Origin of the sequence: Pseudomonas sp. St386 (genome assembly GCF_018325865.1) — a bacterium.
GTDB classification, from domain to species: domain Bacteria; phylum Pseudomonadota; class Gammaproteobacteria; order Pseudomonadales; family Pseudomonadaceae; genus Aquipseudomonas; species Aquipseudomonas brassicacearum.
In genome coordinates this window covers 5859931-5877201 of the sequence record NZ_AP021900.1, presented here as the reverse complement: position 1 = coordinate 5877201, position 17271 = coordinate 5859931, and the positions used below count along the sequence as shown (strand labels likewise).

The window sequence follows — 17271 nt, the reverse complement described above, 5'->3', positions numbered from 1 at the left end:
ATGACCGACTATAAAGCCACGCTAAACCTTCCGGACACCGCCTTCCCAATGAAGGCCGGCCTGCCTCAGCGCGAACCACAGATTCTGCAGCGTTGGGACAGCATTGGCCTGTACGGAAAGTTGCGCGAAATTGGCAAGGATCGTCCGAAGTTCGTCCTGCACGACGGCCCTCCGTACGCCAACGGCACTATCCACATCGGTCACGCGCTGAACAAGATTCTCAAGGACATGATCATCCGCTCCAAGACCCTGTCGGGTTTTGATGCGCCGTATGTCCCGGGCTGGGACTGCCACGGCCTGCCGATCGAACACAAGGTCGAAGTGACCCACGGCAAGAACCTGGGCGCGGACAAGACTCGCGAACTGTGCCGTGCCTACGCCACCGAGCAGATCGAAGGGCAGAAGTCTGAATTCATCCGCCTGGGCGTGCTGGGCGACTTCGCCAACCCGTACAAGACCATGGACTTCAAGAACGAAGCCGGCGAAATCCGTGCCCTGGCGAAAATCGTCGAGGGCGGCTTCGTGTTCAAGGGCCTCAAGCCAGTGAACTGGTGTTTCGATTGCGGTTCGGCCCTGGCCGAGGCGGAAGTCGAGTACGAGAACAAGAAGTCCTCGACCATCGACGTCGCGTTCCCGATCGCCGATGAAGACAAGCTCGCCGCGGCTTTCGGCCTGGGCAAGCTGGCCAAGCCGGCCTCGATCGTGATCTGGACCACCACCCCGTGGACCATCCCGGCCAACCAGGCGCTGAACGTCCACCCGGAATTCAACTACGCCCTGGTCGACGTCGGCGACAAGCTGCTGGTGCTGGCCGAAGAACTGGTCGAATCCTGCCTGGCCCGCTACAACCTCGAAGGTTCGGTGGTCGCCACCGCGCCAGGTTCGGCGCTGGAGCTGATCAATTTCCGTCATCCGTTCTATGACCGCCTGTCGCCGGTATACCTGGCCGACTACGTGGAACTGGGCGCAGGCACTGGCGTGGTTCACTCCGCGCCGGCCTATGGCGTCGACGACTTCGTGACCTGCAAGAAATACGGCATGGTCAACGACGACATCCTCAACCCGGTGCAGAGCAATGGCGTGTACGCACCGTCGCTGGAGTTCTTTGGCGGCCAGTTCATCTGGAAAGCCAACCCGGCCATCGTTGAAAAACTGACTGAAGTCGGCGCGCTGCTGCACACCACCGTCATCGAACACAGCTACATGCACTGCTGGCGCCACAAGACCCCGCTGATCTACCGCGCCACTGCGCAGTGGTTCATCGGCATGGACAAGCAGCCCACCAGCGGTGACACCCTGCGCCAGCGTTCGCTCAAGGCCATCGAAGAAACCCAGTTCGTGCCGGCCTGGGGTCAGGCGCGCCTGCACTCGATGATCGCCAACCGTCCGGACTGGTGCATCTCCCGCCAGCGCAACTGGGGCGTGCCGATCCCGTTCTTCCTGAACAAGGAAAGCGGCGAGTTGCACCCGCGCACCGTCGAACTGATGGAAGAAGTTGCCAAGCGCGTCGAGTCCGAAGGCATCGAAGCCTGGTTCAAGATGGATGCCGCCGAGCTGCTGGGCGACGAAGCGCCACTGTACGACAAGATCAGCGACACTCTGGACGTCTGGTTCGACTCCGGCACCACCCATTGGCACGTGCTGCGCGGTTCGCACCCGATGGGCCACGAGACCGGCCCGCGTGCCGACCTGTACCTGGAAGGCTCGGACCAGCACCGTGGCTGGTTCCACTCGTCGCTGCTGACCGGTTGCGCCATCGACAATCACGCGCCGTACCGCGAGTTGCTGACCCACGGCTTCACGGTCGACGAGTCCGGTCGCAAGATGTCCAAGTCGTTGGGCAACGTGATCGCGCCGCAGAAGGTCAACGACACCTTGGGCGCCGACATCATGCGCCTGTGGGTTGCGTCCACCGACTATTCCGGCGAGATGGCCGTTTCCGAGCAGATCCTGCAGCGCAGCGCGGACGCCTACCGGCGGATCCGTAACACCGCGCGCTTCCTGCTTTCCAACCTGACCGGTTTCAACCCGGCCACCGACCTGCTGCCGGCCGAAGAAATGCTCGCGCTGGACCGTTGGGCCGTAGACCGTACCCTGTTGCTGCAACGCGAATTGCAGGAGCACTACGGCGAATACCGCTTCTGGAACGTCTACTCCAAGATCCACAACTTCTGCGTGCAGGAGCTTGGTGGTTTCTACCTCGACATCATCAAGGACCGCCAGTACACCACCGGCGCCAACAGCAAGGCCCGTCGTTCGTGCCAGACCGCGCTGTTCCACATCAGCGAGGCGCTGGTGCGCTGGATCGCACCGATCCTGGCGTTCACCGCTGACGAGCTGTGGCAGTACCTGCCGGGCGAGCGTAACGAATCGGTGATGCTCAACACCTGGTACGAAGGCCTGACCGAACTGCCGCAAGGCTTCGAGCTGGACCGTGCGTATTGGGATCGCGTGATGGCGGTCAAGGCGGCGGTCAACAAGGAAATGGAGATCCAGCGCGCGGCCAAGGCCGTCGGTGGCAACCTGCAGGCCGAAGTGACCCTCTATGCCGAAGACACACTGGACGCCGACCTGGCCAAGCTGGGCAACGAACTGCGCTTCGTGCTGATCACCTCCACCGCCAGCGTCGCGCCTTTCGTGCAGGCGCCGGCCGATGCGGTGACCACTGAAGTCAGCGGCCTGAAGCTGAAGATCGTCAAGTCGAACCACACCAAGTGCGCCCGTTGCTGGCACTGCCGCGAAGACGTCGGCGTGAACCCGGAGCATCCGGAAATCTGCGGTCGTTGCGTCGACAACATCAGCGGCACCGGTGAGGTTCGTCATTATGCCTAACGCGGCGGGCCGCTTCGGGCGGCTGGGCTGGCTCTGGTTGAGTGTGCTGGTACTGGTCATCGACCAGGCCAGCAAGTACTACTTCGAGAACTCGCTGACCATGTACCAGCAGATCGTGATCATTCCCGACTACTTCAGCTGGACCTTGGCCTACAACACTGGGGCGGCATTCAGCTTCCTGGCCGACAGTTCGGGCTGGCAGCGCTGGCTGTTCGCCCTGATCGCCGTCGTGGTCAGCGCCGTGCTGGTGGTCTGGCTCAAGCGCCTGGGGCGCAATGAGACCTGGCTGGCCGTGGCGTTGGCCTTGGTGCTCGGTGGTGCCTTGGGTAACCTCTATGACCGCATCGCGTTGGGCCATGTCATCGATTTCATCCTGGTGCATTGGCAGAACCGCTGGTATTTCCCGGCGTTCAACTTTGCCGACAGCGCCATCAGCGTGGGCGCCGTGATGCTCGCCCTGGATATGTTCAAGAGCAAGAAAACCGGAGAAGCCGTCCATGACTGAGCAGCGTATCGCTCAAAACACTGAAGTGAAGCTTCACTTCGCCCTGTACCTGGAAAACGGTGACACCGTCGACAGCACCTTCGATAAGGCTCCGGCGGTGTTCAAGGTCGGTGACGGCAACCTGCTGCCAGGCTTCGAAGCGGCGATCTTCGGCTTCAAGGCCGGCGACAAGCGCACCGTGGTCGTACCGCCAGAAAACGCCTTTGGTCAGCCCAACCCGCAAAACGTGCAGACCATGCCACGCTCCCAGTTCCAGGACATGGAGCTGTCCGAGGGCCTGCTGGTGATCTTCAACGACGCGGCCAATACCGAGCTGCCGGGTGTGGTGAAGGCTTTTGACGACGCCCAGGTGACCGTGGATTTCAACCATCCGCTGGCGGGCAAGACCTTGAACTTCGAAGTGGAAATCCTCGAAGTGAAGGCGGTTTAAGGTTTTACAGGCAGTTCCTGCTGCCACTCGATTTACTGTGGGAGCGAGCTCGCTCGCGATTGCGCAGACCCTTTTAGTCCAGGGGTGACTGCCCCATCGCCATCGCGAGCAAGCTCGCTCCCACATGGGATCTCCATTGTTTTCGGGCCTTTCGCTCGATTAACAGGCAAGCATTCAATTCTTGCGCGCAAGACACGAGGCACAGCATGCAAATCAAACTCGCCAACCCCCGTGGCTTCTGCGCCGGTGTGGACCGGGCGATCGAAATCGTCAACCGCGCCCTGGAAGTCTTCGGGCCGCCGATCTACGTGCGCCACGAAGTGGTCCACAACAAATTCGTCGTCGAAGACCTGCGTAGCCGCGGGGCGATTTTCGTCGAGGAGCTGGACCAGGTACCGGACGACGTCATCGTGATCTTCAGTGCCCACGGGGTTTCCCAGGCAGTACGCACCGAAGCCGCCGGTCGTGGCCTGAAGGTCTTCGACGCGACGTGCCCATTGGTGACCAAGGTGCACATCGAAGTGGCGCGCTACAGTCGTGACGGTCGCGAATGCATCCTGATCGGTCACGAAGGCCATCCGGAAGTCGAAGGCACCATGGGCCAATACGATGCCAGCAACGGCGGAGCGATCTATCTGGTCGAAGACGAGGAGGACGTGGCGGCCTTGCAGGTTCGCAACCCTGAGAGCCTGGCTTTTGTTACCCAGACGACCCTGTCCATGGACGACACCAGCCGTGTGATCGACGCCCTGCGCTCGCGTTTTCCGGCCATCGGTGGCCCGCGCAAGGATGACATCTGCTACGCCACCCAGAACCGTCAGGATGCGGTCAAGCAACTGGCCGACGAATGCGATGTGGTCCTGGTCGTCGGCAGTCCCAACAGCTCCAACTCCAACCGCTTGCGTGAGCTGGCCGAGCGCATGTCCACCCCGGCCTATCTGATCGACGGTGCCGAGGACATGCAACGCAGCTGGTTCGACGGCGTCGAGCGCATCGGCATCACCGCCGGTGCTTCCGCGCCGGAAGTGCTGGTGCGCGGCGTGATCCAGCAATTGCAGGCCTGGGGTGCAACGGGCTCCGATGAACTGGCCGGTCGCGAGGAGAACATCACGTTCTCGATGCCGAAAGAGCTGCGCGTGCGCTCCTTGCTTTAAGTCCTTTCTCGCACAGCGCCTGCTCGGCCTCGACGCTTTCCAGGCGGACGCGGCCGGAGGGCGCCAGTATCACTTGATGGTGGCTGACCGGCCCGCGTTTGGCGCAGACATGCAGCCTGCCGGCCTGGAATGCGCCGCTGGGGTGCAGTGCTTCCCCCTGGTTGCCGAACCTCACCCTGCGTCTCATCGGCTGGTTGCCGACCACACGGGCGCTAGCGGGGCGTTCCATCAGCAAGGTTTTTTCCTTGTTGTCCAGCATGATCCGCCAACCCCGGCCCCAATCATTGTCTATTCCTTGTATCAATACGCTGCGATTACGCGTGATGGCTTCGCTGCGGGCGATGCGCAAGCCGTTGATCAGCAACTGCGCGGTGTCCTCGCGTTCGATGGATTCGATCAGCTCTTTGTAGCTCGCGCCGGCCCACGGCAGAACAATTGCGGCGATTGCCAGTCCCATGAGCAGTTCGATCAGGCTGAAACCCTGTTGATACATGACGTCTCCTCCCTGGAGTACGAAAACGACGAACGCCGTAAACCGAAACAACCGCACATACGGCGGTGGTTTGTTCTAGCGTGTAGAGGCAGGTATAGCCGACGGCAACGGAGGGCACCGATGGATCTTCGTACAAAAGGTTTCACGCTGATCGAGGTGCTGGTGGCCCTTGGCGTGCTGCTGATCCTGATCACCATGGCGGTACCGTCATTCACTGGCTCGCTGCAGAGCACCAAGGCCGATACCGATATCGGCGACTTGCGCCGGGCGCTGAACTTTGCCCGGATGGAGGCGATCGACCGTGGTATCACCACGCGAATTCGCCCCACGGCCCAGGGCAGTGTCTGGAGCGGCGAACTGACGGTCTATGACAGTACTGGCACGCCGGCCAATGTATTGCGGGTTGTTCCAGCAATGAGCAGCGGCGCGACTCTGACGCTAACCTCAGACGTGACTAACATTGATTTCAACAACCTCGGCGGGTTGTCGGCACCAGCCACGCCGGTGAGTTTCAATTATGTACGCGGGGCGCAGAGCAGGACGCTGAGTGTTTGCCTCAATGGAAGAATCGTATTGGGTGGAAGTTGCGGATGAAGGGTTGCAGTAAAAGGGCGCAGGCCGGCATGACGTTGATCGAAGTGCTGGTGGCGGTGCTGATTCTCGGCGTCGGTTTGCTGGGGGCGGCGATGATCCAGCTCAATGCGCTCAAGTACACCGACAGTTCGCGCATGACCAGCCAGGCCAGCTTCATTGCCTACGACCTGCTCGACCGCATTCGCGCCAACTCCGGAGCCGACTACACCATCACACCGCCCAGCTCGCCGAACCTCAACGTGGCCCGGGACCAGGACCTCTACGATTTCAAGACCAACATCATTGCCTTCGGCGGCACCACGGCCACTGGCACCATTGCGCTGAACCAGCGCGTCTACACCATCACCATTTCCTGGGACGACACCCGGGCCGCCAATACCACCAACGCCGCCGAGGCGCGGCGCAGCTTCGTGCTGACCAGCCGCGTCGCCGTCGACCCGGTGGGGACAACGCCATGAACCGGCACAGTCGCGGTTTTGGCCTGATCGAGTTGATGATCGCGCTGGTGCTCAGCCTGATCGTCGTGTTGGGTGTCGTGCAGATTTTCATTGCCGCCAAAAATACCTACGTCAGCCAGAATGCCGCCGCGGTGATTCAGGAGGACGCGCGGTTTGCCTTGAGCAAAATGGTCCAGGAAATTCGCATGGTGGGCATGTTCGGCTGCCTGGCGACCGTCATCGATGCTTCAACGGATAACAGTTTCGCGGCCAGCCAGACCACTCCAATCCGATGGGATAACGCCAACCGGAGGTTGACCCTGGTCACTGCGGACATTGGGAGTGGCGGTAGCGTGCCGACCTGGACCGTCGTCTCCGATTGCCGTACCTCGGCGACGGCCTACTCGAACGCACGGGTGCCAGCGGCGGGGCAGTTGGCCTTCCCGATCCGTCGACTGGTCTACAGCTTCAACAACAACCAATTGCTGTTGGGCAGCGGCACCGCCAATCCGCCGACCCTGTCGGTGCTGGTGGACAACGTGCGGGCGTTCGACGTGACGTTTGGCGTGGCCGCCAGCGCCACGGACGTCGCAGCGTCGAGCTACACCGGCAACCCGGCAGACCCGGCACTGATCCGCAGCGTGCGCCTGAGCCTGACGCTCTTTGATCCAAGGAACACGGTGCGCGAGCAGACCTTCAACGTGGTTGCCGCCTTGCGCAACCGGCTTCTATGAGGGGGCGCTCGATGATCTCGATGGATCTCAAGCATCGCCAGCGTGGCATGGCACTGCTGGTCAGCCTGGTTTTCCTGTTGCTGCTGACGCTGATCGGCCTGTCGTCGATGCAGAGCGCCACCCTCCAGGAAAAAATGACCAGCAGCGTCATGCAACGCAACCAGTCCTTCCAGATTGCCGAGGCTGCGTTGAGGATGGGTGAGAGTGCGGTGCAGGTCGAGACCTATTCCTTGCCAGCCTGTACCACCACGATCCAATGCGCGCCGCCGGCCGAGTCGGCGACCATCACGGCGGCGGGGCGCAATTCGTCGTCGGGGGTGCTCTGGGTTACCGCTGCCGGCGGGTTTTATGGCGTGCAGAACATCGGCACTACGCTTGCGGCGGTCAACGTGCCGGTCAATACCTCGGCGACGCTGTACCGGATCACGGCGGTGGCGGTGGTGGGCAATAACCAGCGCAGCGTGGTGGAGAGCATCTATGCGAAATACTGAGGCTCGCCGTGGCTGGATAGCGATGTTGTGGGGGTTGTTGCTCAGCCTTTACCTGGCGGCACCGGCCTATGCGTTCACGCCTTCTGATTCACCGCTGTTGAGTGCAGCTGCCGTTACACCGAACGTGATGTTGCTGATCGATGATTCGGGGAGCATGAACAACATTATCTGGGCGGCGGGGTTTGATCCGGCGGCGGCGCAAACGCGCACTTATGCCTGCAGCGCCAGTAACAACTGTAACGACAGGTATGAGCTGGACCTGGAAGATTCGAACATCCTGTTGGTGGGCCTGTTGCGTGGCGGCTGCTCGTCTGGCTGGTACGGTTTCTATCGACCCGGCATTGGGCGGGTGTGCCTTCGGTTGCCAGACCCTGTGGGAGGCGGCAATACCCGTTATACCGGTAAATACCTGGCGTATCTGGTGACCCTGGCCAACGGCTCGAGCCGGGATTTCACCACTGGCACGATTCCCAACGATTATCGAGTCAACGTGGCGCGGGATGTGTCCAACGACCTGGTTGCCAGCAATCGTGCCTTGCGTATCGGCCTCGCCACGTTCAACCCGCCCAACAGCAGCAATTCCGGGCCAGGGGGCTACATCGCTCGCGCCATCAGCGACCTGTCGCCGGTCAGCGGCAGCGTGACCCAGACCCAGGCCAACAGCAACTACAGCGCCCTGATCAACGCCATCAACGGCTTGGGCGCCGTTGCGAATACGCCGCTGGCCGAGAGCTATTACGAAGTCACCCGCTATTTCAGGGGCATGGCGCCGTACTACAACAGCACGCCGACCACCTATACCAGCCCGATTCAGTACCGCTGCCAGAAAAACTTCGGCGTGGTCATCACCGACGGTTTACCCACCTATGACCGGACGTTTCCCACCAACGACCCACTAGGCTTGGCCCGTTTGCCGAACTGGGATGGCGTCAACAACGATGGTGCCGATCTCAGTGGTGACGGCGAGGGCGACACGCTATATCTGGATGATATCGCCAAGTTCGCCTTCGACATCGACATGCGTTCCACCGGCACCGACGCCACCGGCCAGAGCTGGAACGCCACGGATTTCACTCGGCAATACCTGAACACCTACACCGTGGGTTTTACCGCCAGCAACCCGATGTTGTCCGACGCCGCCCGCTACGGCGCAGGCAAGTATTACCAAGCGAGCGACAGCGAAGGCCTGAACTCAGCGTTGGCCTCCGCCTTGAGCGATATCACCTCCAAGGCCGGGTCCGGGGGCGCCGGCACGACCAACGCCGCCACGTTGTCCAGCACCTCCAGTTACTACCAGACCACCTACGACCCCAAGGACTGGCGCGGCACCATCCGGGCGTTCGGCTTCACCTCGGCAGGCACGGTCAACAGGGCTGCGGTGCAGTGGACCACCGACACCGCCATCGTGCCCGGCGCCACGGCACCGATTTACCAATCCTGGAACACCGTGACGAATGTACCTGTCACCCTGGCCTTCGCTAACTTCTCACCGGCCCAGCAAACCAGCCTCAGCCAGAACCTGCCCACGGGAATCACCGGCAATGACTTGGTGGAGTGGAGCAAGGGCGTCAATAAGACCGGTTTGAAGGTGCGCAGTGTATTGCTGGGCGACATCATCAATTCGCCGCTGGTACTGGCATCGCCCAATGAGCAGACCGCTGCGGATTTGCTCAACGACACGAGCTACAGCACTTATCTGACGACCAAAGCGGCGAACATGAATACCAGCCTGGTGGTGAACGCCAACGACGGTTTTTTTAGCGTCATCAACAGTGCAAACGGTACGCGGCGTTATGCCTATATGCCGTCGAGCGTACTGCCATCGCTGCAGAACATTGCCGACACCAACTACGTCAATGGCGTGAGCCACAAGTTCCTGGTGGATGGGCAGGTCGGCGTATTCGATACGCAATCGGGGAGTGTCTGGAAGACAGTGGCCCTGGGCGGTACTGGTGCCGGGGGCAAGACGTTCTATGCGGTTCAGCTGTTCGATGCGACAGCGGGCAATGTGTTGCGGGCATTGTGGGAAATCAGCGCGCCAGTCGTTGCCAGCACGACCAATGCCTTCAATGACCTGGGCTACGCCTACGCCCGCCCCGAAGTCGCCCGCCTGGCGGATGGGCGCTGGGCGGCGTTCATCTCCAACGGCTACGGCAGCAACAGCGGTGTCGCGGCGCTGTACGTGGTGGATATCCGCGACGGCTCGTTGATCAGGAAAATCGTCATCAACAGCAGCGAGACCGGTAATGGCTTGTCGTCGGTCAAGCTGCGGGTCAACTCCCAGAATGTGGTGCAGGCGGCATACGGTGGCGACCTGAAAGGGCGGATGTGGAAATTCGACCTCAGTGGCACTTCCCCGACTGCTTGGGGCGTAGCGTTTGCCGGTCAGCCATTGTTCACCACCTCCGGTGGCGCGACCCAGCCGATCACCGTTCAACCGCTGCTGGCGGACAACCCGCAGGGCGGTACCCAGGTGTTTTTCGGCACCGGCAAGTTCAACGAAACCGCGGATAAACTCAACAAGGACCTGCAAGGGTTCTACTCGATATGGGACGCCACCGGCGGTGCCGGGCAAATCACCGTGTCGAGCCTGCAGGCCCAGTCGATCACGGGAGTGTTCTCAGGCAGCACGGGGCAGTTCGTGACTACCAGCCAGACCGACGTGGCTTATCCGACGAAAAAGGGTTGGTACCTGCCGTTGGTGTACAACAATGCGCTGACTGGTGAGCGGGTGATCAACCCGGCCAATCTGGTGAGCGGGCGCGTGGTCTTTACCACGGCTGCCGTGGACACTACCGACCCTTGTGCCAGCTTCGGTACCGGCAAACTGATCGAATTGGATGCGTTCAACGGTAAGATGCTCAATTATGCGGTGCTCGATACCAACGGTGACGGCACGATCAACAGCTCCGACACGATTTCCAGCGGGGTGGTCTTCACGGGGGGGATCCCGACCTTGAGCGCCGTCGTCAGCGCCAGCGGGGCCACCAACATGATCGTCAACGACTCCAGCGGCAACATCACCGAGCTGCTGGAAAAATCCGTGGGCGGCAGCCGCCGCATCATGTGGCGACAAATACAATGAAGAGGCAAGGCATGCGCAGATCCAACCGAGGTTTCACCTTGATCGAAATCATGATCGTGATCGCGATCATCGGTATCGTGATCACCGTCGGCTATCCGAGCCTGACCGAATACATGAAGAAGGGCCGGCGGACCGAAATCGCCGGGCTGTTATCGGAGCAGGCGCAGATTCTCGAGCGCTATTACTCGAAGAACAACGTCTACACCAATGCGACCGGCCTGAGCGGCGGCAACGATTTCTATACCATTACCCCGACGCTGGCGGACCAGAGCTTCACCCTGACCGCTGTGCGCAAGAGTGGCTCGTCCATGGCGACGGATAAGTGCGGTGATTTCAGGATCAACAACACGGGCACGCGAGACATGGTCAACCAGGCTGCCGGGCTGACGGCCAAGGATTGCTGGGGCCGCTGAGTTTCTTTTTTCGGGTGCAGCCTTGCGCCCTCTGTCTTATGAGTCGAATCAGAACATGACCAGGCAACAGCAAGTGGTGATTGTCGGCGGCGGAGTCATTGGCCTGCTGACGGCGTTCAATCTGGCGTCCGAAGGGCAGCGTGTGGTGCTGCTGGACCGTTCCAGTGTCGGTCAGGAATCGTCCTGGGCCGGCGGCGGTATCGTGTCGCCGTTGTACCCCTGGCGCTACAGCCCGGCGATCACGGCGCTGGCCCATTGGTCGCAGGATTTTTATCCACAGCTGGGCGAGCGTTTGTTCGCCGCGACCGGAATTGATCCGCAGGTGCATGTCACCGGTCTGTATTGGCTGGACCTGGACGATCAGGACGAAGCGCTGGCCTGGGCCGAGCGGGAAGGGCGGCCGATGCGGGCTGTGGATATTTCGGCTGTCCACGATGCCGTGCCGGTGTTGGGCGCGGGTTTTTCCCGGGCGATCTACATGGCCGACGTGGCCAACGTGCGCAATCCCCGATTGGTGAAGTCCCTCAAGGCTGCCTTGCTGGCGATGCCGAACGTCACGCTTCATGAACATTGCGAAGTCAGTGGGTTCATTCGCGACGGTGGGCGTGTGGTGGGCGTGCACAGTTCTGCCGGAGAAATTCGTGGCGATGAGGTGGTACTGGCCGCCGGTGCGTGGAGTGGCGAGTTGCTCAAGACCTTGGGCTTGAAGTTGCCGGTCGAGCCGGTCAAGGGTCAGATGATTCTGTACAAGTGTGCGTCGGATTTTCTGTCGAGCATGGTCCTGGCCAAGGGGCGTTATGCGATTCCGCGCCGTGATGGGCATATTCTGGTTGGCAGTACGCTGGAGCGTGAGGGCTTCGACAAGACCCCGACGGATACTGCGTTGGAGAGCCTGAAGGCTTCGGCGCAGCAGCTGATTCCGGCGCTGGCGGGCGCTGAGGTGGTCGGGCATTGGGCTGGGTTGCGGCCTGGCTCGCCTGAAGGCATCCCCTATATCGGCGAGGTGCCGGGGGTAGCGGGGCTGTGGTTGAACTGTGGGCATTATCGCAATGGGTTGGTGTTGGCGCCGGCGTCGTGTCAGTTGTTTACGGATTTGATGTTGGGGCGTGAGCCGGTGATCGATCCTGTGCCGTATGCGCCGGCGGGGCGGTTGTAAGGTTCGGTTTTTCCTGTGGGAGCGAGTTTGCTTGCGATGGCGGTGTGTTGATCGAGTACATATCCATTGCTGCGGTAACGGCTGCTTAGGGTTCCGCTCTTACAGCGGGTCACTTTTGGAAGAGCGCCAAAAGTAAGCAAAAGCGCTTTGCCCCACCACTCGGCACCTCGCCTAGGCTCGGTGTGCCCTCACTCCGGCATTGCTCCGTGGGCCCGCCGCGAAGGGCCATCCATGGCCCAGCGCGGCTATCCCGGCATATCCATGCCGGGATGCCCACGGATCAATGCCTGCGTTCGGCCATCGTGGTTAACGGGGCGCCCGAGATCAACGTCCGCCCCGAGGCGGCCTAGTAGCCGACCTGGTTCTCCTGGTCGTACACCCGTCAAATCTGTTTGAGCAGGACCTGTGGGAGCAAAGCTTGCTCGCGAGGCGGCCTGACAGCCGGCCTGGTTCTCCCGGTCGTACTCCGATCCCATTGTGGGAGCGAGCCTGCTCGCGAAGACGGTGGCACATCCAAGGCTGATGCAAGCTGATCCACTGCTATCGCGAGCAAGCTCGCTCCCACAGGGATTTGCAGTGGCCAAAAATCTGTAGATCGTCGCCGACCCAGTGTGGGAGCGAGCTCGCTCGCGAAGACGGCGGCACAGGCGATGAATATGTTGAATGCTCCGGCCCCTTCGCGAGCAAGCCCGCTCCCACAGGAGAAACGCGATCACCCTAAATCAGGTCGGCTGTTAGGCCGCCTCGCGGTGGACGTTGATCTCGGGCGCCCCGTTAACCACGCTGGCCGAACGCAGGCATTGTGGAGTGGGTATCCCGGCATGGATGCCGGGATAGCCGCGCTGGGCTATGGATGGCCCTTCGCGGCGGGCCCACGGAGCAATGCCGGAGTGAGGGCACACCGAGCCTAAGCGAGGTGCCAAGTGGTGGGGCAGAAGCGTTTTGCTTACTTTTGACTGGGCCGGCTTCCGGGCTTCTCAAAAGTGAGCCGCCGTCAGGGCGGAACCCTACGCCGCCGTAACCGCAGAAACGGATATACACACCACCCTCACAGCCAACCAGGCTTTGTGGGAATGGTCGGACAAAAATCTGATTCAAAAAGAATTTTCCGACGAGTTCTGGCGGTTGCCGGGTGGGAAGAACTCTGGCTAACCTTTTCCCGTCGCTGCCAATTCAGCGTCCGGGCGTCGCGGCCCGCAAAACTTGGTAATCCATTCCCTCTTTGGAGTACCGCAATGTGTAACAAACCTCCATCATCTTCAGAAACCAATAAAGCCTCTCCTGACGCCAGCCTTGACCCAAAAAAGCTCGATGAAGCCGCCAAACGCGCCCTCGACTATTACCTTGGCCCAAAGCCCGAAGCCAAAAAGAAACCCGCCTCAAACCAGCTATTCACCGTCGTGGACGGTATCGACACCGAATGTCTCCTCACCAACCTCAGCGAAACCCTGGCCTGCGCCAACGCAACAATCAGCGACCTGGCCTTCGAACTTGAAGGCTCGCGGCGGCATATCGCCTTGGGGGTACAGCAATTGATTGAGTTGAGTGAATTATTGGCCAATCGTGTTCTGGACGAGCGGGTACCTGTGCCGGAGGGCTAGAGAGCGGCGTTACAGAGGGTGAACGCCGAACCTGTGGCGAGGGAGCAAGCTCCCTCGCCACAGGGGAATACGTGGGCTTCGAAACCGTGGCTCAATCCAGCCCAAGCTTCTTCAACCGATACCGCATCGACCGAAACGACAACTTCAACCGCTGCGCCGCCGCCGTGCGGTTCCAGCGGGTTTCCTCCAACGCCTGGAGGATGAGCTTGCGCTCAACGTCTTCCAGGTAATCCTCCAGGTTGTCGACCTGCATCAAATAGGGATTGCCTGCCTCAGTAGTACTATTGCCCTCGGCCAGGCGCAGGTCATCCGCTTCGATCTGCTGCTGTTCACAAAGGGTGTAGGCACGTTCGAGCATGTTCTCCAGCTCTCGCACATTGCCCGGGAAGCGGTAATTCTTGAGAGCGTCCAACGCTTGGGGATGCAATCTGACCGGTGGACTGCCGGTGTTGGCCGCCAGGCGCTGGAGCATGTGGTTAGCCAGCAGCTCGATGTCTTCACGACGTTCACGCAACGGCGGCACGCGCAGTTCGATGACGTTCAGCCGGTAATACAAATCCTGGCGAAAGCGCCCGGCAGCCACTTCGCCGTCCAGATCCTTGTGGGTGGCGCAGAGGATGCGCACATCCACCACTTCTTCCTGTTGGCCGCCAACGGCGCGCACGGCTTTTTCCTGGATGGCTCGCAACAGCTTGACCTGCATCGCCAAGGGCAAGTCGGCCACTTCATCGAGGAACAGGGTCCCGCCATGGGCGGCCTGGAACAGCCCGGGCTTGTCCTCGATGGCGCCGCTGAAGCTGCCTTTTCGATGGCCGAAAAACTCGCTTTCCATCAGCTCCGTGGGAATCGCCCCACAGTTGACCGGTACGAAGCGCTGGTTGGCACGAGGGCCCTGTTCGTGGATCAGCCGGGCGACCAGTTCCTTGCCGCAGCCCGATTCCCCGCTGATGTACACCGGTGCCTGGCTGCGGGCGAGTTTCCCGATCTGCTTGCGCACGCTGAGCATCGGTGGCGAGTTGCCCAGCAGGCTGCGCTCGAGGGTCGTGCCCGGCGTGGCGACCGGCGGCAGGCGCAGGGCACTGGTGACCAGCTCTCGCAGCCGACCCAGGTCGACCGGTTTGGTCAGGAAGTCGAAGGCGCCGGCCTTGAGGGCGTCGATGGCGGTTTCCAGGCTGCCATAGGCGGTGATCATCGCCACGGGCAGTTGGGGGTAGCGTTGCTGGATGTGCTGCACCAGTTCCAGGCCGGTGCCATCGGGCAGGCGCATGTCGGTCAGGCACAGGTCGAAGGCTTCCCCCGCCAGCAGGGCTTGGGCCTCGGCAAGGTTCTTGGCGCTGCGGGTGTCGAGTTTCATCCGGCCCAGGGTGATGTCCAGGAGTTCGCGGATGTCCGGTTCGTCATCGACGATCAGGATTCGTTGCCGTGAGCGATTATTCAAATCTGTTTCCGTCCGTGAGCAAAGGTGATGCGAAAGCAACCGCCGCCTTGGCGTGGTTTGAAGTCTAGGCGGGCCTGGTTGCTTTCGCACAGCTCACGGGACAGATAGAGCCCAAGGCCGGTGCCCTGGCTGCTGGTGGTAAAGAAGGGTTCGAACAAATGTGCCTGCTGCTCGGGTGTTACACCGGGGCCGTTGTCGATGATGTCCAGTGTGGACAGCTGGCTGTGGGGATCGATGAACAGTTTCAGCCAGGCCTCGGCCTGTTCGTGGGTCATGGCGCTGTGGCGCCAGGCGTTGCGCAGCAGGTTGTCGAGTACCTGGGTCAACTGGTCGGGGTCCATCAGCGTGGTGTAGTCACCCGGGTCGATGCTCAGGTGCAAGTGCTGGTGCTCGGCCATGCTTTCGCGGGCCTGCCGGACGAACTGATCGAGCCAGGTCCGCAGGTCGAGGCGTTGGGGGGTGGTTTGCTGGCGGCGAGACAGCTGCAGGACGTTTTCAATGACGCGATTCATTCGTTGGGAGTGATCTTGAATAATCTGCGTCAGACGCCGATCCGCGTTGTTCAGTTCCTCGGATTCGCGCAGTAATTGCGCTGCGTGGCTGATGGCGCCCAAGGGGTTGCGGATTTCATGGGCGATGCCAGCAGTGAGGCGCCCGAGGGACGCGAGTTTCAGTTGCTGGGCCTGCTGGGCAACTTGGGCCAGGTCCTCAAGGAATACCAGCAACTGCTGCTGATCGTGATGCCCCAAGGCGATGAAGCTCGGTTGCAGGGTCAGGCCTGTGCCGGTCACGGTCAGGCTGGGGGGGCGCAGGCTGGGGTTGTTCAGCCACAATTGCAGGCGTTCGACCAGAGCGGTGCAATAGTCATCGATTCGCTGGCCGACCAGGTCGTGCATGCCCAGCAGGTTCAAGGCGCTTTCGTTGGCCAATTGCACGCGCCGTTCGCGGTCGAGCACCAGGATGCCGGTGCGCATGCGTTGCAGGATCAGTGCGTTGAGCGCTTCGAGGCCGATTACCTCGCTGGCCCGTTGCTCGGCCAGGGTTTCACTGGCTTCCAGTCGCCGGGTCAGGCCCTGTACCAGCAGGGCGGCGGCAAAACACAGTGCCCCCAGGGTGCCGGCTTGCAGATAACTGCTGGGACGGTTTGAGTCGCTGAGGCCGAGGAAAAAAGTCGACCCGACGATACCGATCGTGGCGACAGCGGCAATCAACAGGCCGACCCGGCTTCGCAACAGCGTATTGCCGATGGCCACCGAGACAATGAGCAGGTTGCCGATGGCACTGGGCACACCGCCCGCGGCGAAGAACAGCCACGAGAGCAGCAGCACGTCAGTCAGGGCCAGGCCGAACAGCCGGGCAGGGCGGCGGGTGTTCTCAAGGAACACCACCAGCAGGATATTCAGCACCAGGTACAACCAACTGCCACTGCGCAGCAGGTCGTCATTGGCGAACTCCAGCAGGCGGTTGTCCAGTTTGCTGGAGATCAGCAGCACCAGGGTGATGCCGATGCTCAGGCGATACAGGTGATAGAGACGCAGCAGGCGCTGCGCCTGTTTTTCGCGTGGGCTTGAGGCCTCAGCGCTCACGAGTGCCCGGGCCTTGCTCAAGGTGAGCCTGGCTGCAATACCATTGTTGTTCGAGGGCCAGCGCCCGGTCACGGGGCAGGTGTACGCCGCAATGGGCGCAACGGACCATGGGCGGTGCGTCCTGCTCGCGGGGAGCGTTCGGCGCGGAGGAGCCCCCCTTGAACTTGCGCCAGAACCATACCGCGGCGGCAATCAGGGCGATCCAGAACAGTAAACGAAGCATGATGGGCGGCTTTTTGGCTAGAGATCAGGCAGTTTAGCCAAGGACAGGAACGGCGCACAGCGCAATAAAACCCAGGCAAAAAAAAGGGAGACCGTCGGG

16 protein-coding genes are annotated in these 17271 nt (G+C 61.3%); 12 read left to right on the top strand and 4 right to left on the bottom strand.

The window, feature by feature from the left end:
• The 4 genes from ileS to ispH all read left to right on the top strand — a co-directional run bounded on the left by ileS (position 1) and on the right by ispH (position 4921).
• Positions 1-2832 (top strand): isoleucine--tRNA ligase, encoded by a 2832-nt coding sequence (gene ileS / locus KI235_RS26025; protein ID WP_003205726.1) that lies wholly within the window; start codon positions 1-3, stop codon positions 2830-2832.
• Positions 2825-3337 (top strand): signal peptidase II, encoded by a 513-nt coding sequence (gene lspA, locus KI235_RS26020; protein WP_003205724.1) that lies wholly within the window; start codon positions 2825-2827, stop codon positions 3335-3337. The genes ileS and lspA overlap by 8 nt, the downstream gene beginning before the upstream one ends.
• Positions 3330-3767 carry an FKBP-type peptidyl-prolyl cis-trans isomerase gene (gene fkpB / locus KI235_RS26015; protein ID WP_003205723.1) on the top strand — a complete coding sequence of 146 codons (438 nt, stop codon included), beginning with the start codon at positions 3330-3332 and terminating at the stop codon, positions 3765-3767. The genes lspA and fkpB overlap by 8 nt, the downstream gene beginning before the upstream one ends.
• Positions 3768-3973: 206 nt before the next feature.
• Complete coding sequence (gene ispH, locus KI235_RS26010) at positions 3974-4921, top strand: 4-hydroxy-3-methylbut-2-enyl diphosphate reductase (protein ID WP_003205721.1); 948 nt, start codon at positions 3974-3976, stop codon at positions 4919-4921.
• Here ispH and KI235_RS26005 read toward each other — a convergent pair.
• Positions 4875-5414 carry a GspH/FimT family pseudopilin gene (locus KI235_RS26005; protein ID WP_028237095.1) on the bottom strand — a complete coding sequence of 180 codons (540 nt, stop codon included), beginning with the start codon at positions 5412-5414 and terminating at the stop codon, positions 4875-4877. The two genes, ispH and KI235_RS26005, sit on opposite strands and share 47 nt — an antisense overlap.
• Positions 5415-5534: 120 nt before the next feature.
• On the opposite strand from KI235_RS26005, the gene KI235_RS26000 reads away from it, so the two are divergent.
• The 8 genes from KI235_RS26000 (at position 5535) to KI235_RS25965 (ending at position 13925) form a co-directional block, all read left to right on the top strand.
• Entirely contained in the window at positions 5535-6008 is a 474-nt protein-coding gene (locus tag KI235_RS26000) for a GspH/FimT family pseudopilin (protein WP_003205719.1), read from the top strand.
• Entirely contained in the window at positions 6005-6466 is a 462-nt protein-coding gene (gene pilV, locus KI235_RS25995) for a type IV pilus modification protein PilV (RefSeq protein WP_003205718.1), read from the top strand. Before KI235_RS26000 ends, pilV begins: the two co-directional genes overlap by 4 nt.
• Positions 6463-7179, top strand: coding sequence for a prepilin-type N-terminal cleavage/methylation domain-containing protein (locus tag KI235_RS25990; RefSeq protein ID WP_003205716.1), 717 nt, complete (start codon positions 6463-6465; stop codon positions 7177-7179). Before pilV ends, KI235_RS25990 begins: the two co-directional genes overlap by 4 nt.
• Before the next feature lie 20 nt (positions 7180-7199).
• Complete coding sequence (locus tag KI235_RS25985; RefSeq protein ID WP_027912168.1) at positions 7200-7670, top strand: PilX N-terminal domain-containing pilus assembly protein; 471 nt, start codon at positions 7200-7202, stop codon at positions 7668-7670.
• A complete protein-coding gene (locus tag KI235_RS25980) occupies positions 7657-10755 on the top strand; it encodes a PilC/PilY family type IV pilus protein (RefSeq protein WP_027912169.1) in 3099 nt (1032 codons plus the stop codon). The genes KI235_RS25985 and KI235_RS25980 overlap by 14 nt, the downstream gene beginning before the upstream one ends.
• 11 nt (positions 10756-10766) lie before the next feature.
• Positions 10767-11168: a type IV pilin protein gene (locus KI235_RS25975; protein ID WP_003205711.1), complete on the top strand. Its 402-nt coding sequence runs from the start codon at positions 10767-10769 to the stop codon at positions 11166-11168.
• 55 nt (positions 11169-11223) lie between these two features.
• Positions 11224-12324 (top strand): glycine oxidase ThiO, encoded by a 1101-nt coding sequence (thiO, locus tag KI235_RS25970; RefSeq protein ID WP_003205709.1) that lies wholly within the window; start codon positions 11224-11226, stop codon positions 12322-12324.
• Between the two features lie 1235 nt (positions 12325-13559).
• Positions 13560-13925 carry a DUF6124 family protein gene (locus tag KI235_RS25965; RefSeq protein ID WP_003205705.1) on the top strand — a complete coding sequence of 122 codons (366 nt, stop codon included), beginning with the start codon at positions 13560-13562 and terminating at the stop codon, positions 13923-13925.
• Between the two features lie 91 nt (positions 13926-14016).
• Here KI235_RS25965 and KI235_RS25960 read toward each other — a convergent pair whose 3' ends face one another.
• Genes KI235_RS25960 through KI235_RS25950 form a run of 3 tightly spaced genes read right to left on the bottom strand, consistent with a single transcriptional unit; the run spans position 14017 to position 17172 of the window.
• Positions 14017-15363 carry a sigma-54 dependent transcriptional regulator gene (locus KI235_RS25960; protein ID WP_212795359.1) on the bottom strand — a complete coding sequence of 449 codons (1347 nt, stop codon included), beginning with the start codon at positions 15361-15363 and terminating at the stop codon, positions 14017-14019.
• A complete protein-coding gene (locus KI235_RS25955; protein ID WP_003205701.1) occupies positions 15360-16949 on the bottom strand; it encodes an ATP-binding protein in 1590 nt (529 codons plus the stop codon). Before KI235_RS25955 ends, KI235_RS25960 begins: the two co-directional genes overlap by 4 nt.
• Positions 16939-17172, bottom strand: coding sequence for a PP0621 family protein (locus tag KI235_RS25950; RefSeq protein ID WP_013694237.1), 234 nt, complete (start codon positions 17170-17172; stop codon positions 16939-16941). The genes KI235_RS25955 and KI235_RS25950 overlap by 11 nt, the downstream gene beginning before the upstream one ends.
• Between the last annotated feature and the right edge of the window lie 99 nt (positions 17173-17271).

What these genes read in the sequence shown, in the direction of transcription:
- KI235_RS25975 (WP_003205711.1), top strand. Translation starts at nt 10,767, where the DNA reads ATGCGCAGATCCAACCGAGGTTTCACCTTGATCGAAATCATGATCGTG.
- KI235_RS26005 (WP_028237095.1), bottom strand. Translation starts at nt 5,414, where the DNA reads ATGTATCAACAGGGTTTCAGCCTGATCGAACTGCTCATGGGACTGGCA.
- ispH (WP_003205721.1), top strand. Translation starts at nt 3,974, where the DNA reads ATGCAAATCAAACTCGCCAACCCCCGTGGCTTCTGCGCCGGTGTGGAC.
- ileS (WP_003205726.1), top strand. Translation starts at nt 1, where the DNA reads ATGACCGACTATAAAGCCACGCTAAACCTTCCGGACACCGCCTTCCCA.
- KI235_RS25990 (WP_003205716.1), top strand. Translation starts at nt 6,463, where the DNA reads ATGAACCGGCACAGTCGCGGTTTTGGCCTGATCGAGTTGATGATCGCG.
- KI235_RS25950 (WP_013694237.1), bottom strand. Translation starts at nt 17,172, where the DNA reads ATGCTTCGTTTACTGTTCTGGATCGCCCTGATTGCCGCCGCGGTATGG.
- KI235_RS25965 (WP_003205705.1), top strand. Translation starts at nt 13,560, where the DNA reads ATGTGTAACAAACCTCCATCATCTTCAGAAACCAATAAAGCCTCTCCT.
- KI235_RS25980 (WP_027912169.1), top strand. Translation starts at nt 7,657, where the DNA reads ATGCGAAATACTGAGGCTCGCCGTGGCTGGATAGCGATGTTGTGGGGG.
- lspA (WP_003205724.1), top strand. Translation starts at nt 2,825, where the DNA reads ATGCCTAACGCGGCGGGCCGCTTCGGGCGGCTGGGCTGGCTCTGGTTG.
- fkpB (WP_003205723.1), top strand. Translation starts at nt 3,330, where the DNA reads ATGACTGAGCAGCGTATCGCTCAAAACACTGAAGTGAAGCTTCACTTC.
- KI235_RS26000 (WP_003205719.1), top strand. Translation starts at nt 5,535, where the DNA reads ATGGATCTTCGTACAAAAGGTTTCACGCTGATCGAGGTGCTGGTGGCC.
- KI235_RS25985 (WP_027912168.1), top strand. Translation starts at nt 7,200, where the DNA reads ATGGATCTCAAGCATCGCCAGCGTGGCATGGCACTGCTGGTCAGCCTG.
- pilV (WP_003205718.1), top strand. Translation starts at nt 6,005, where the DNA reads ATGAAGGGTTGCAGTAAAAGGGCGCAGGCCGGCATGACGTTGATCGAA.
- thiO (WP_003205709.1), top strand. Translation starts at nt 11,224, where the DNA reads ATGACCAGGCAACAGCAAGTGGTGATTGTCGGCGGCGGAGTCATTGGC.